Below are 14798 nucleotides of genomic sequence, written 5' to 3' on the forward strand. Positions count from 1 at the left end.
CCTCCCCCCCCCCCCCCCCCCCCCCCTCCCCCCCCCCCCCCCACCCCCCCCCCCCCCCCCCCCTGCCCCCCCCCCCCCCCCCCCCCCCCCCCCCCCCCCCCCCCCGCGTCTGTCAGGTCGTCAGCAACGCCGACTCGTTGGCACGCAGGGGCGGTTCGGCCGGTACCGGCGCCCCGGCGGGCCGTGCGGCGAGGCGCTGCACGGCCGCGACCACCTCGGGAGACCGCAGCCGGGTCAGTGGTGCGGACAGGGTGGTCACCTCCATCGTCGCGGCGGCCACGGCGGGCTCGGAGAGCGCCGCGGTGGACACCAGGTCCGCGAACTGACGGCCCGCGTCGGAGGGGTCGGCCAACCGGGCGTCGGTGACCTCGGAACGGCAGCCCGGGTAACCGAGGTCCTGGGTGGTCGCCAGGATCCACGGGTCGTCGACGACCGCGCTCACCGCACGCTGGACGCGCTTGGCGAGCTGAGGGCCGAGGCCGCCGAGACGGCGCAGCTCGCCGTCCAGGGCCTGCGCCGCCTGCGCGGCACAGCTCATGCCGTGTCCGTACACCGGGTTGAAGGCCGCCAGCGCGTCGCCCATGACGGCGAAGCCCTCCGGCCACCCGGCGACCTGCTCGTAGTGCAGCCGCCGGTTGTGCGTACTGCGGGAGCCCTGCACCTCCGTGACCGGCTCGGCGCCCGCGATGAGACGGCCGACGATCGGATGACGTACCGCCTGCGCGAACGCGGCGAACCCTTCCTCGCCGTTCGGAGGCTCGGCTCCCCGGGTCCCCGAGACGGTGACGATCCACCGGCCGTCCTCGATCGGGACGAGCACCGCGCTCTGCCCCGGCCGTCCCGAACGGTGGTCCGGGTAGACGCTCACCACGGGAAAGTCCCGCTCGGCCCCGGCCGGGGCACGGAAGACGCGGCTGGAGTAGCGCAGCCCCGAGTCGACGGTCTCCTCCCGCACGGGCGGCAGTCCCAGCTCCGCCAGCCACTTCTTCGCAGGCGAGCCGCGTCCGGTACAGTCCACGACGAAGTCCGCCGCCAGCTCCACCGGCCCGCCCGAGCCGTCGCGCGGCCGCACCACGACCCCGGTGACCCGGCCGCCCGCTGCCCGGGGGCCCACCACCTCGACGCCGTCGCGCAGGGTGATGCGGCTGTCGCGCAGCACCGCCACACGCACCGTCCAGTCGAGGAGCTCCCGACTGCACGTGATCATGAACTGGGCGCCCTGAAAGCGCTGCTGCCAGCCGTACGCCGTCAGCGACACCACGTCCGCCGGCAGCCCGATCCGGTGCCCGTCGGCGGCGAGGAGCCGGTCGGTGGTGCCGGGCAGCAGCGCGTCGATCGTCCGCGCGCCGCCGGACATCAGCAGATGGGCGTGGCGCGCCTGGGGCAGCCCCTTGCGCAGGTACGGCCCGTCGGGCATCGTGTCGCGGTCCACGACGGTCACGGAGTCCACATGAGCGGCCAGGACACGGGCCGCCAGCATCCCGGCCACCCCTGCCCCCATCACCACCGCATGCTTCGAGTCGGTCATCGGGAGACCACTTCCTGCTCCTCGGGCTCGGCGGGACCCAGGTACACCACGTCGGACTTGCCCCAGTAGCCACGCATGTCGTTGATCAGCCCGTCCGCCCCGACCTTCACGGCCATCACGTAGTCGAACCGGATCCGCAGAGCGGAGCCGCCCTCCTCCTCGGGCGGTGCGGGAATGTAACCCAGGCGGACCAGATTCGGTCCCCAGGGCAGGTAGTTCATGGTGGTGACGACAGGGACGGCGGCACTGGCACCGTCCTGCGCCGCGACCGGTGCGCCGAAGTCCTCGAAGGCCTGGCACTCGATGGCCGCGCCCGCGTGCGCACGCAGCGCCTCGATACCGGACCGGGGCCCGGTGCCGACCGGGTCCTCGTACGTGACCGCGGGCGAGTACAGGGCGAGCAGCCCTTCCAGGTCACCGGCGTTGATGCGGCGGCAGTGTTCCACCACCAGGTGCTTGCAGAGCATCTCCGTCTCGGACATGGCCGCTCACATGCTCACGTCGGTGGTGCCCCAGAAACTGCGGACTTCCTCGATCAGCCCCTCCTCGCCGACCGCGAACGTCATCACCGCCTCGACGGTGAGCCGTTTGCGCTCCGGGTCGGTGATGTTGACCAGGTCCGCGGTGAGCGACGCGGCGACATACCGGTCGTCTTGGGCGCAGACGATCGACTTGACGGTGTCCTTGATGTCGGCCTCGACCATGGTGACCTGGAAGAAGTGGCGCAGCGCCTCGTGGCCGCGCGCGACGGACACGCCTATCGGGTCCTCGATGAAGCCGTCGGGGGCGAACATGGCGACCACCCCGTCCACGTCACCGGAGTTCAGCCTGCGGTAGTACTCCGTGATGATCTTCTTGCGGGTGGGCTCGTCGGTCATGGTGCTCCCTGAATCGGTGGTGCTCGGCCGGAACGCGCCGAGCCAGTAGGGCTCGCGCTGGAACGGATACGTCGGCAGGTCGACCCTGAGGGCGGCCGTGTCTGCCAGCAGCGCGGTGAGGTCCAGGCCGGCCCCGGCCGCCCACAGCCGGGCGAGCTCCCGGTCCAGGCGCGCGGCGGGGGAGGAGACCGGATCCGCGTCGCGGGCCCCCAGGTCCAGCACGAGACCGGCGAGCCGCGGCGCGTCGCCGCTCGGGGCCGGTGCCGCGCCCGCGAGGAGGGCCTCGGCGTCGATCTTCTCGCCGCCGCCGTCCACCAGTGCCGCGATCAGCGGGGGAGCGGCCCTCAGGTCGTCCACGGTGTCCGCGCGGCCCGCCGCCACGCAGGCGGCCTGACCGAGCGTGAGACTGCCGGCGACGTGAGCGGCGGCGATCTGCCCGCTGCCCCGGCCGAGAAGGACGTCCGGGCGCATGCCCCGGCTCTCCAGCAGTCGATGGGCGGCGACCAGCGCCACGAAGGCGGCGGCGACGGTGTGCTCGTGCGCTTCGCCGGGCGCGGGCGGCGGACCGTCCAGGTGCGGTGCGAGCGCGCCGGCCGCCTCGTCCCAGGCGCGGGCATAGGCGGGGAACGCGGCGTGCAGCGCGGCCTCGACGGACAGTTCGCGCCCGTCGGCGTCCGGCAGCAGGACGGCGAGCCGGACCTCCTCGTCGTCCGCCCGGCCGCGCACCACACAGGGGTGCGGGTCGCCGGCGGCGAGCGCGTCCAGCGCGTCGAGCAGGTCCGTTCGCGTCTGCGCGAGGACGACCGCCCGCTCCTCGAACGCGGTCCGGGCGGCCAGGGACCGGGCCACCTCGTGCGGGCCGAGCGCGAGGTCGCCGGCCACCCGCTCCCGCAGCCTGCGCGCCGCCGAGGCGAGAGCGGGCCCGGAGCGGGCCGACAGCAGGCATGGCACGGGCAGGCCGGTGGTGCGGGGAGCCGGACCGGGCGACGGGACGCCGTCCGGGTCGGGCGACTGTTCGAGGATCAGGTGCACCTTGGTGCCGTTGCCGCCGAACGACGACACCCCGGCCCGGCGCGGACGCCCCGTCTCCGGCCACGCCACCGCCTGGAGGGGCAGCGTGATGCCCCCGCCCGCCCAGTCGACGTCCGCCAGCGGCTCGGCGGCGTGCAGCGCCTCGGGCACGATCCCGTGCCGCATCGCCAGGACCGCCTTGATGACCCCGACGACCCCCGACGCGGCATGGGGATGACCGACGTTGGCCTTGACCGACCCGAGCAGCACCGGACGGTCCACACGATGCCGCCCGTACGCCTCGATGACGGCCTCCGCCTCCACCGCGTCCCCCAGCGGCGTGCCCGTCCCATGCGCCTCGACGACGTCGACGTCCTGCGGACCGAGCCCGGCGTCCGCCAGCGCCAGCCGCATGACCTCGCTCTGCGACGGGCCGTGCGGCGCGGTGAGCCCGTTGCTGGCACCGTTGTGGTTCAGCGCCGAACCCCGGATCACCGCGAGCACGGGATGCCCGCGCCGCCGCGCCTCGGACAGCCGCTCCACCACCAGGACCCCGGCCCCCTCACCCCAGCCGACCCCGTCGGCGTCGGCGGAGAAGGACTTGCAGCGGCCGTCCGAGGCGATTCCGCCGAGATTGTCGAACGCGACCGGGAACGCCATCACGGTCACCCCGCCGACCAGCGCCGAGGAGCACTCGTTCCGCAGCAGCGCCTGGCAGGCCAGATGCAGGGCGACACCGGAGGACGAACAGCCCGTGTCGACGGCGAGCGTCGGTCCCCGCAGCCCGAACGTATAAGCCACCCGGGCACACGCGAAGGGCGAACCGGCCCCCGACGACACGTACGGCACGCTGCCCGCGGGGACCTGCCGCATGTCCGAGACGTAGTTCTGGGTGAAGGTCCCCACGTAGACACCCGTACGCGACCCGCGCATCCGGCGCGGGTCCTCACCGGCCCGCTCCCACGCCTCCCAGGCCAGCTCCAGCAGCAGCCGCTGCTGGGGGTCCACCACCAGGGATTCCTCCGGACTCATGCCGAAGAACGCCGGGTCGAACCCGGAGGCCCCGGTGAGGAAACCGCCCTCGGCCAGCAGCCCGACACCGCGCAGGGAACCGTTCCACGAGGCCATCCGCTCCAGGTCCCAGCCCCGGTCGTCCGGGACCGGCCCGATCGCGTCCCCGCCGGACACCAGCAGCTCCCACAGCTCGTCCGGCGACCCGATGCCCCCCGGCAGCCGGCAGCTCATCCCGACGACCACCACCGGGTCGTCGGTGCGGTCGGCACCGGTCACGGCCTCGGGGACCGCCGCCTCGGGAGCGTCTCCCGCGAGGCGGGTGCGCAGATACGTGGCCATGGCCTGCGGAGTGGGGTGGTCGTACACCAGGCCGACCGGCAGCCGCAGACCGGTGACCGAGGAGAGCCGGTTGCGCAGTTCGACCGAGCTGAGCGAGTCGAAACCCAGCTCACGGAAGAGACGCCCCGCCCCGACCGCGTCCCCGTCGGGATGACCCAGCACGGCAGCGGCCTGCTCCCGCACCAGCTCCAGCACGATCCGCGTCCCGTCGGCCACGGACTCCCCGGCCAGCCGGGCCGCCAGCCCCGTACGGTCCTCGGACCCCGCGCCCGAGCCCGCCTCACGGCGCTGCGGAGCACGGATCAGGCCCCGGTACAGCGGGGGCGGCCGATGCCCGGCGAGCCGGCGCGCGAGCGTGCCGAGATCCGTCGGCACCGGCACGAACAGCGCCGTCTCGGTCCGCACGGCGGCGTCGAACACCGCCAGGCCGTCCGCCGTGGACAGCGTGCCGAACCCCGCGTCGGCCATCCGCCCGCCGCCGTCCACGGCCACACGCCGGGTCAGCTCGCTCAGTTCCTCCCACATGCCCCACGCGAGCGAGGTGGCGGGCAGACCGTGCGCCCGCCGGTGCGCGGCCAGCGCGTCGAGACAGGTGTTGGCGGCGGCGTAGTTGGCCTGCCCGGCCGTGCCGAGGACCCCCGCGGCCGAGGAGAACAGCACGAACGCGGCGAGCGGGAGGGAACGCGTCAGGTCGTCGAGGTGGCGGGCGGCGTCCACCTTGGGCCGCATGACGCCCGTCATCCGCTCCGGCGTCAGATCGCCGAGGAGAGCGTCGTCGAGGACGCCCGCCGCGTGGATGACGGCGGTGAGGGGCCGATCGGCGGGCACGTCCGCCAGAACCGCGGCGAGCGCGTCCCGGTCCGCGACGTCGCACGCGACGGCGTCGGCCTCGGCGCCCAGGCCGGCGAGTTCCCCGGCGAGTTCCCGGGCGCCGGGCGCGTCAGGCCCACGCCGGCTGAGCAGCAGGACCCGGCGCACACCGTGCTCGCGCACCACATGCCGGGCCAGAATTGCCCCGAGCGTGCCGGTCCCGCCCGTGATGAGCACGGTCCCCTCCGGATCGAGAGGACGGTGCCCGGCGGCGGGAGCGGTGGAGGGCCGTCCGAGCCGGGGCGCCCGCACCGCTTGACCGCGCACCGCGAGCCGGGACTCCCCGGCGGCGAGCGCCTGCCTCAAGAGGGCGACGGACAGCGGGCCGTCGCAGTCCAGCAGCAGCAGCCGCCCGGGATGCTCGGCCTCCGCCGCACCGACCAGCCCCCACAGCGCGGCGGCCGCCACATCAGGAGCCTCACCGGCCTCCACGGCCGCCGCACCCCGGCTGACCAGGACCAGCCGGCTGTCCGCCAAGCCCTCCTCGGCCAAGAACGCCTGCAACGTCCCCAGCGCCCACACGGCGACAGCCTCCGGACCGTCCCCCGCCGGCACCGGCACGATCACGGCCTGCGGTGCGGGCAGCCCGCAGCCGGCGACCCCGGCGAGATCGGGGTGCACGACACAGTGGCCGCTCAGCCCGTCCACCTCACCACCGGTGAGCGACACCCAGGACCCGACGGCCACGTCACCGGCAGGCACCACCGGCACCCACTCGACACCGAACACGGTGTCCCGAGGCAGGCTCACGGGCATCCCCGCAACCCGGTCGGCGGGCGGCCCGAACACCACCGGCCCCAGCTCCGCCAGCGGCTGCCCGCCCGCGTCGGCCAGCGTGACGACGACCGTGCCGTCGGCCTCCGGCGACACCCGCACCCGCGCACTGTCGGCGCCGGTGGAGTGCACGACGACACGGCCCAGCGAGACCGGCGCCCGGTACCGCGTGTCGCCGTCGTCCCGCGCCAGGTGCCAGGCCCGCAACGCGGCGTCCAGCAGGGCGGGATGCACCCGGTGGCCGCGCACCTCACGGGCCGCGTCGCCGAGCGCGACCTCCGCGAAGACCACGTCCCCGTGCCGCGCCAGAGCACGGATCACCGCCGTCCCGGGCGAGCCGTCGTCGTCCGGGAACGCCAACGCGACCGCGTCGGACGGCGGCCACGCGCCGTCGAACCCGGCCGCGGCCTGAGGGAGCGAGGTGAGCGTGGCAGCGGCGTACCGGACCCACCGCTCGTCCTCCACCGCGGGGTGGCAGGCGTGCACCGCGACCCCGGCGGCCGCGTCGGCGGTCACCTGGACCCGGGTGGTGCCCTCCGGCAGGACCAGCGGCCGTTCCAGGGACAGCGCGGCCACACTCGCCCCGACCTCGTCGGCGGCCCGCACGGCCAGCTCCGCGAGGACACCCGCGCTCATGACGGCCGGGCTCTCGACCTCGACACCGCCGGTGAGGACGACCGCGTCACGGTCGGCCAGCCGCACCGCCACCCCCAGCACCGGATGCCGGGCGTCGTCCAGGCCCAGCGCACGCGGATCCGTCCCCGACCCCGGTGACAGCCAGTAGCGGGCCCGCTGGAAGGGGTACGTGGGCAGGGCGACGTCCCGCGCGTCGACGCCGTCGAACAGGGCGGCGAGGCTGATCCGGGTGGACCGCACCGCCACCTGCGCCAGCGAGGTCCGCAGCCGCGGCAGCGAACCGTCACCGCGCTGCAACGTGCCGACGGCCACGACGTCCGCCCCGGCCTCCTCCGCACACTCCTCCACGGCCGCCGTCAGCACCGGATGCGGACTGGCCTCGACGAACACCCCGTGCCCCGACGCGAGCAGCGCCCGCACCCCCTCCTCCAGCAGCACGGGCTGGCGCAGGTTGCGGTACCAGTACGCGCCGTCCAACTGCGACGTGTCGATCCAGTCCCCGGTCACCGTCGACCAGAACGGCACCTCGCACCGCCGCGGCACGATCCCCGCCAGCTCCGAGGCCAGCCGCTCCCGCAACGACTCGACCTGCGGCGAGTGCGAGGCGTAGTCGACCGGGATGCGACGCACCCGCACCCCGTCGGCCTCACACGCCTCCACGAAGCGGGTGAGGTCGTCGGCGCCGCCGGATACGACGGTGGAGCGCGGCCCGTTGCGGGCGGCGACCGACAGCGAGAGCCCGGCCCGCCCGGCCCGTCCCTCCACCTCGCCGGCCGCCAGCGCCACCGAGGCCATCCCGCCCCGCCCCGCCAGCTCCGCGGCGATGGCCTTGCTGCGCAGCGCGACGACCTTGGCCCCGTCCTCCAGCGACAGCGCGCCCGCCGCGCAGGCCGCGGCGATCTCCCCCTGGGAGTGCCCGAGGACCGCGGCCGGCCGCACCCCGTGCTCCTGCCACACATGAGCCAGCGAGACCAGCACCGCCCACAGCACGGGCTGCACGACCTCGACCCGGCCGAGCGCGGCCTCGTCGTCCAGGACGTCGCTCAGCCGCCAGTCCGTCCAGGGCGCGAGAGCCTCCTCGCACGCGGCGAGCCGGGACGCGAACGCGGGGGACTCCTCCCGCAACCGGGTCGCCATCCCGGTCCACTGGGACCCCTGCCCGGGAAACACGAACACCGTCTTGCCGCGCACGTTCGCCTGCCCTGCCACGACCAGCGGCGACGGCTCGCCCCGGCTCAGCGCACCGAGCGCCTCCCGGGGAGCGCCGAAGCCGTCGGCGAGGACGACCGCCCGGTGCTCGAACACCGTGCGCCCCGCGGCCAGCGCGGCCCCCACAGCGACGGGATCCGACTCCTCGCCGCACCACCGGGCGAGCTGCCCGGCGCGGGCCCGCAACGCCTGCGCGGTGGCCGCCGACACCAGCCACGGCACGGGACCCCGCGCCAGCGGCCCGTCCGACGGCCGGCCCACGGGCTCGGCAGGCGGCGGATCGTCCTGCGCGTCGGCCTGCTCCAGCACGATGTGCGCATTGGTGCCGCTGATCCCGAACGAGGACACCGCCGCACGCCGGGGCCGCCCGGTCTCCGGCCAGTCGAGAGCCTCTTGGGCGAGACGCACATGCCCGGCGCTCCAGTCGATGTGCGGGGAGGGGGCGTCGACGTGCAGGGTGCGCGGGATGTGGCCGTGCCGCAGCGCCATGACGGCCTTGATGACGCCGGCGACACCGGAAGCCGCCTGGGTGTGCCCGAAATTGGACTTGAGCGAACCGAGCCACAGAGGCGGCGCGCTCTGCGGCCGCCGGCCGTAGGTGGCCAGCAGGGCCTGCGCCTCGATGGGGTCGCCGAGGGTGGTGCCGGTGCCGTGGGCCTCGACCAGGTCGACCTCGTCGGGGGAGAGACCGGCGTCGGCGAGGGCGGCGCGGATGACGCGCTGCTGGGACGGCCCGTTGGGCGCGGTCAGCCCGTTCGACGCACCGTCCTGGTTGACGGCGCAACCACGCAGCACCGCGAGAACCCGACGGCCCGCGCGGCGGGCGTCCGACAGCCGCTCCACGAGCAGCAGCCCCACGCCCTCGGCCCAGGACGTGCCGTCGGCGGCCGCGGCGAACGGCTTGCTGCGGCTGTCCGGCGCCATCATCCCCTGGCTGCCGAAACCGTGGAAGATACTGGCGGTCGACATCACGGTCACCCCGCCCGCCAGAGCCAGCGAACACTCACCGGCCCGCAGCGCCCGCACCGCGAGATGCAGGGCGACCAGCGAGGAGGAGCAGGCGGTGTCCACGGTGAGGGACGGCCCCTCCAGCCCGTAGACATAAGAGAGCCGCCCGGACAGCACACTGCTGGCCGTCCCGCTGACGAGGTAGTTCGCCACCCCGTCGGGCAACTCGGTGACCCCGGTCCCGTACCCGGTGTTCGCGGCTCCGACGAAGACCCCGGTCGGGCTCCCCTTCAGCGAGCCGGGCACGATGCCGGCCCGCTCCAGGACCTCCCACGACGTCTCCAGCAGCAGCCGCTGCTGAGGATCCATGGCCAGCGCCTCACGGGGCGCGATCCCGAACACGGCCGGGTCGAACAGGTCCGCCCCCTCGACGAACCCGCCCCGCGGAACCGTCCCGTCCATCGCGGCGAGCTCGAGCACCTGCTGCTTCCAGCCGCGCCCCGCCGGCAGATCCCCGATCGCGTCGGTCCCGTCGACGACCAGACGCCACAGGTCCTCCGGCGAGGTCACATCCCCCGGATAGCGACACCCCATCCCCACGATGGCGATCGGCTCCCGGTCCGCCTCACTCAATTCCTCATGGCGCGCACTCAGCCGCTCGTTCTCGGCACGCAGCCTCTCGTTCTGGGTCAACGACGCCCGCAGGGCCTCGACGAGCTGATCGGCAGGGGCGGTCATCGCGGACTCCGCTCGTTGCAGGGGGAGTTGTTCCCGGATCGCCGACAGCCAAGGTGACGCGGCACGACGGGGCCGCCGCACAACCTATTGACCTCGCCGCCCCGCCCCAACCCCTACTGCCGCTCCCCACCCCCTGTTCCCGGAACTCCGCCCCCTGCGGGACCTGGACACAGCCCTGCCCACGGCCGGGGACGGCGATCGCGGGGTCCAGGGCCGGCCCGCTTCCCTTACCGCACGGGCCGGCCACGGTGCACCCGGCGCGCCTTCCGGCCGTCCGGACACCGCCCCGGCGCCTGGACCGCCTCCGCGCCTGCCTGCCGGTGAGGTGTTCGCTGCTGCTTCCGTGGCTGACAGAGGGCCTTGCAGACGGCCTCGGACTCCGCCGTGCCGACGCCCCACCCCAGGACCCGCAGTCCGCCCGCATCCGGCGCGCGGTAGGGGACGGCACCCTTCAGCTGCTCGCGCACTTTTCCAGCCTCGTGCTCGATCCGTTGGCGAACCGGCGTCTCGGCCGCACTCCGCACGAGGACATGCGTCGCATGGAGGCCCTCGTCTGTCAGACGGACCTCGACTGGACCCTCGTCCGGCCCTCCGGTCTTTTCGTCCACCCCGCCGTCACGGCTTGCCTCACCCCCGGAGAGCAGCGCCGGCGGCGTGTTCACCGCTCGTGCCGACCTGGCCGCGAGCATGCTGCACGAGTGGCGCCGGGCGTGCGACCTCAGCGCTGCCGCTCCCACTGTTCCTTGGTGATCTCGTATCGTACGCCGCCATGTTCGGAGCCCTCGACCATCTCCATGTCGGACGGAGTGGGAAGGGTGTCCGCGAGTGACATGTCGAGTTTCTCCATGACGTTGCGCGAACCGCGGTTCACGGACATCGTCTCGGCCCAGACCATGCGTACACCGAGTTCCGTGAACGCTTTGGTCAGCAAGGCCCGTGAGCCCTCGGTGGCATAGCCCTTGCCCCAAGCTGCCCGCCGCATCCGGTAGCCGAGTTCGACTTCGTCGAGCGGGCCCTCCGGCTCGGGACGCAGGATGTACCAGCCTATGAATGCGTCACCGTCCTTCTCGTGCGCGGCGAACAGTCCGAGGTCGCCCCACTTCTCGTAGCCGGCGAGGATGTTCGGCAGATGGCGTTCGCGGATGATCTCCGGCGGGGTGGGACTGCCGCCGGTCAGATAGCGCATCACCGCCGGGTCGCTGTCCAGCTCGATCAGCAGGTCCGCGTCATCGGCGGTGAAGCGGCGCAGGATGAGACGTTCGGTCTCCAGGTAGGTGTCCACGAGCCGATCATGCCTGGAGCGAGCCGAGCGACCCAATGGTTTTCCTGCGACTCCGAGTGCTCCCGGCGCCGCCTACGACGTCGACCGGATCGCGGAGATGTCGAACTGCAGCCGGACCTTCTCGCTCACCATGGCGCCTCCTGCCTTGAGGCGCTGGTTGTAGACCAGGCCCCACTCGGTGCGGTCGATGGTGGTGGTGCCGTCGAATCCGGCCCGCTCGAAGCCGAACGGGTCCAGAACGGAGCCGAGGTAGTCGAGTTGCAGGTCGACGGGCCGGGTGACGTCGCGGATGGTCAGGTCCCCGGTCATGCGGAAGGTCTCTCCGCCTTCGTGCACGGTGGAGGTGCTGTGGAAGGTCATTTCCGGGTACTGGCGCGCGTCGAAGAAGTCGGCGCCGATAATGTGCGCGTCCCTTTGCTCCACGCCCGTGTCGACGCTCGCGACCCGGATGACGAGGTCGGCCCGCGACTCGGAGGGCTGGGCTCCGTCGAAGTACAACGTGCTGTCGTAATCGGTGAAAGCCCCCCGGACCGTCGTGACCATGGCGTGCCGTACGGAGAATCCGATGTGGCTGTGGGGGCGGTCGATCGTCCATCGCCCGGTCAGGGCTTGAAGTGCCGGGTCGAGTGCGGCACCCCCGGACGTGGCCCCCGCGAGAGCCGGGGGCGGCTCGCTGACGGCGGTCTGGCGTCGGCCGAAGATACCCATGATCGTGAGCCCTTTCCCATCCGATTGCTCTGTGCTGCCAAGGCGTCGCCGGGGCGCTGCCCTGATCGGTGACCCCGCCCGAGGTGGAAGCGGTCGACGGTGAACCCGCTACGCGGCGTTACTTCGGTGGCGTGGGCGTGTCGTGGGTGCGGTACATCGCCTGTACGTCCAGCTCCAGTTGGACGGTCGGCCCGACGACGGCGATGCCGCGGGCGAGCATGGAGCGCCAGTTGAGGGTGAAGTCCTCCCGGTGGAGTTCGGCCTTCGCGAGGGCCGCACAGCGCAGCTCCTGTTCGTAGCCTCCGTTGATCGACCCGAGGTAAGTGGTGTCGAGGCCGACGGAGCGGCTGGTGCCGTGCATGGTGAGGGTGCCGTGCAGGGTCCACTTGGAGCCGCCGCGGTGGGCGAACCGGGTGCTGGTGAAGTCGATGTACGGGTAGCGTTCGACGTCCAGGAAGTCGGCCGAACGCAGGTGGTTGTCGCGGGTGTTGTTGCCCGTGGTGACACTGGAGGCGTCGATGCGCACCGCCACCTGTGAGTCGGCCATGTTCGGAGCGATGCGGATGCTGCCCTGGAAGCGGGTGAACCGCCCGTGGACATGGGCCATGCCGACGTGCTTGGCGATGAACCGGATCGCGGTGTGCGGAGGGTCGAACAGCCAGGTGCCGGCTGTCGGCAGTTCCAACTGGCGGGCGGGCTGGAGCGCGACCTGTGCGGTCGGCCGAGCCACTCCGGCCGCGATGTCGAGGTCCTCGCGGGCGGGTGACAGGCCCTCGGCCACGATCATCACGCTGTAGGAGCCGGGTGGCAGCGTCGCTATGAAGTAGCCGTGGGGGTCCGTGACGCCACGCGTCGCGATCCGGTGGCTGTCCAGCGCGGTCACGGTGACCTCGGCTCCGCCCATGGGCTGCCCCACGGGATCGAGCACCTCGAAGCCGAACGCCCCGGCGCCGGGCGGCAGCGGGACCGAGATGCTCGACACGGCACCGGAGGCACCACGGGAACGCCGACGACGGAGCAGCCCGAGAGCCATGGAGTACACCCTTCTTCTCCTGCGTCTCGGTTACGCGACTCGCTCGGAGTTCTTGCATTCCCGGTCGCTCAGAAACGTGGACGACAGGAGGACGGACGCAAAGCCAGTAGTTCGCCGACGATCATAAAGCGCTCCGCGAGCAGGTCACCCGAGCCGGTGTCGAAGCTGGTCAGCCTGCTCGAGGACGGTGCGGGGCCACATATCGGTACATCGGCCGACCATATCGCCACAGCTCGATTCGTTGCCTTGAGGCAATGCTGTGGTGAAGGGCACGGAAAAGAGCCCGGATGTTCACAACCGATCTGCGGTTTCATCACGAGCCTGACACAGAACTCGCCGTGCTGCAGCCCTTCCGCGGGTCGGTGAGAAGGAGGCGCCGCCAGACGTCGGCGAGTATCTCGATATCCACACTGCCCGTCGATCGACCTGCTGCGCGTCGGTCTCGCGTGCACCGAGTCACCTGACGCGGGGACTCGCTGCTCCGGGTTCCGCTCCTCGTCGCAGGGGAGGGACACGCCGCGCGCGGCGCCCCACAGCCACTCCTCGCGGGTGAGGCCCGGCTCGCGCAGGGCCGCGTCCCGGCAGGCGGCGATGTGTTCGGGCCGGGCCCTGCCGATGACCGGGAGGATGCCCACCGGGTGGCGCTGCAGCCACCACAGGAGAACGGTCTGTGGTGTGGTCCCCTTGCGCCGGGCGAGATCCGCGACGAGCCGACTCACCGGTGCGTCGGGGTCGGCGAGGAGGCTGCCCCGGGCGAGCTGCCCATGCCAGGTGCTGCTCCTGGGGAGCGGGGGCCTGGTGGGGGGACGTAGTTCGCAGCGTTGAACGCGGCAGAACAGGACGCGGTGTGCTGTCGATCGCCTCGTCCAAGCGCTCGCCGTGGCCATCGGGCAGGGAACGGACTGGGAAAAGTGCGCACGCGGTCAGGAGCGCCTCGGCGTCAGGTCCTTGCAAGCCCACCACCCGCAGCAACTGCAAGCGCTCATACGACTCCGTGCCCGGGCGAGCCGTGAGATGACGAGCTGCTGGTTGTGGTCGGAGTTGACGAGGACCTCGCAGTCGAGTTCGAGGATACCGATCGCAGGATGCCGGAAGCGTTTCATGGTGGCACGGCGCACGGCGACCTCGTGTTTGTTCCAGAGATGGGTGAACTCCTCGTCGGCGGAGCGTAGTTCGGCGACGAGGTCGGCGGGTTCGGGGTCCGTGGGGCGGGCCGAGGCCACCGCTCGCAGGCCGGCGACGTGCTCTCGGGCGCGCACCGGGCGGTCCTCGGGCGGGAACAGCTCCTGGGCCGCCGGGTCCAGGAAGAAGCGGCGGATCATGTTGCGGTCTCGGGGCGGGCGGGCGAGAACGTCTCCGCTCAGCGCCCGCGACAGCGCGTTCGCCGCAGTCGGTCACCACGATCGCCGGGGTGTCGTGCAGCCGGTCCAGCACCAGGAGCAGGCCCGGGCGCACGTGCGTGCTGGTCGCCTCGCGGCGCGGCGGCTCCTGACCGGTGAGGTGGAAGAGGTGGTCGTGCTCGTCCTTTGTCAGACGGAGGGCGCGGGCCAGCGCGGTGAGCATCTGGCGGGACGGGCGCGGGCCCCGGGACTGTTCCAGCCTTGTGTAGTAGTCCACGGACATGCCCGCCGGCTGGGCCACCTCCTCGCGGCGCAGCCTCGGCGTACGGCGGCGGGCGCCGGCCGGGAGACCCACGTCGGAAGGGGCCAGGCGGGCACGAGCCCGACGCAGGAAGTCGGTGAGTTCGACTCGGTTCACCTCTCCAGGGTGGGGGCTCCCGGCCGGCTCATCCAGGGACTGCCGATCCCCTGATGCAGAAGTCTCTGCCGG

At 73.1% G+C, this 14798-nt stretch carries 6 protein-coding genes and 2 pseudogenes; 1 reads left to right on the plus strand and 7 read right to left on the minus strand.

All coding sequences use genetic code 11. From position 1 onward, the window contains the following. Nucleotides 1-112 precede the first annotated feature (112 nt). From ACZ4W9_RS12875 to ACZ4W9_RS12885, 3 genes are read right to left on the minus strand one after another with little or no spacing between them, the layout of a single operon-like run. On the minus strand, nt 113-1528 hold the full coding sequence (locus tag ACZ4W9_RS12875) for an NAD(P)/FAD-dependent oxidoreductase (RefSeq protein WP_467935202.1): 1416 nt from the start codon (nt 1526-1528) through the stop codon (nt 113-115). After that, nucleotides 1525-2010: a nuclear transport factor 2 family protein gene (locus ACZ4W9_RS12880; protein WP_467935203.1), complete on the minus strand. Its 486-nt coding sequence runs from the start codon at nt 2008-2010 to the stop codon at nt 1525-1527. The genes ACZ4W9_RS12875 and ACZ4W9_RS12880 overlap by 4 nt, the downstream gene beginning before the upstream one ends. Before the next feature lie 6 nt (nt 2011-2016). Then, nucleotides 2017-9945: an SDR family NAD(P)-dependent oxidoreductase gene (locus tag ACZ4W9_RS12885; protein ID WP_467935204.1), complete on the minus strand. Its 7929-nt coding sequence runs from the start codon at nt 9943-9945 to the stop codon at nt 2017-2019. A 461-nt stretch (nt 9946-10406) separates the two neighbouring features. Here ACZ4W9_RS12885 and ACZ4W9_RS12890 point away from each other — a divergent pair. Further along, a pseudogene (locus ACZ4W9_RS12890) lies at nt 10407-10644 on the plus strand (NAD(P)H-binding protein); the annotation flags it as partial. A gap of 19 nt (nt 10645-10663) precedes the next feature. Here ACZ4W9_RS12890 and ACZ4W9_RS12895 read toward each other — a convergent pair. The 4 genes and pseudogenes from ACZ4W9_RS12895 to ACZ4W9_RS12910 form a co-directional block, all read right to left on the minus strand. Next, nucleotides 10664-11227, minus strand: coding sequence for a GNAT family N-acetyltransferase (locus ACZ4W9_RS12895; protein ID WP_467935205.1), 564 nt, complete (start codon nt 11225-11227; stop codon nt 10664-10666). A gap of 72 nt (nt 11228-11299) precedes the next feature. Further along, a complete protein-coding gene (locus ACZ4W9_RS12900) occupies nt 11300-11935 on the minus strand; it encodes a YceI family protein (protein WP_467935207.1) in 636 nt (211 codons plus the stop codon). A gap of 118 nt (nt 11936-12053) precedes the next feature. Next, entirely contained in the window at nt 12054-12968 is a 915-nt protein-coding gene (locus ACZ4W9_RS12905) for a YceI family protein (RefSeq protein ID WP_467935208.1), read from the minus strand. Between the two features lie 948 nt (nt 12969-13916). Then, nucleotides 13917-14726 (minus strand): annotated as a pseudogene (locus tag ACZ4W9_RS12910) (helix-turn-helix transcriptional regulator); the annotation flags it as partial. Nucleotides 14727-14798: the final 72 nt, after the last annotated feature.

It is taken from the genome of Streptomyces sp. NPDC029296 (assembly GCF_055569255.1).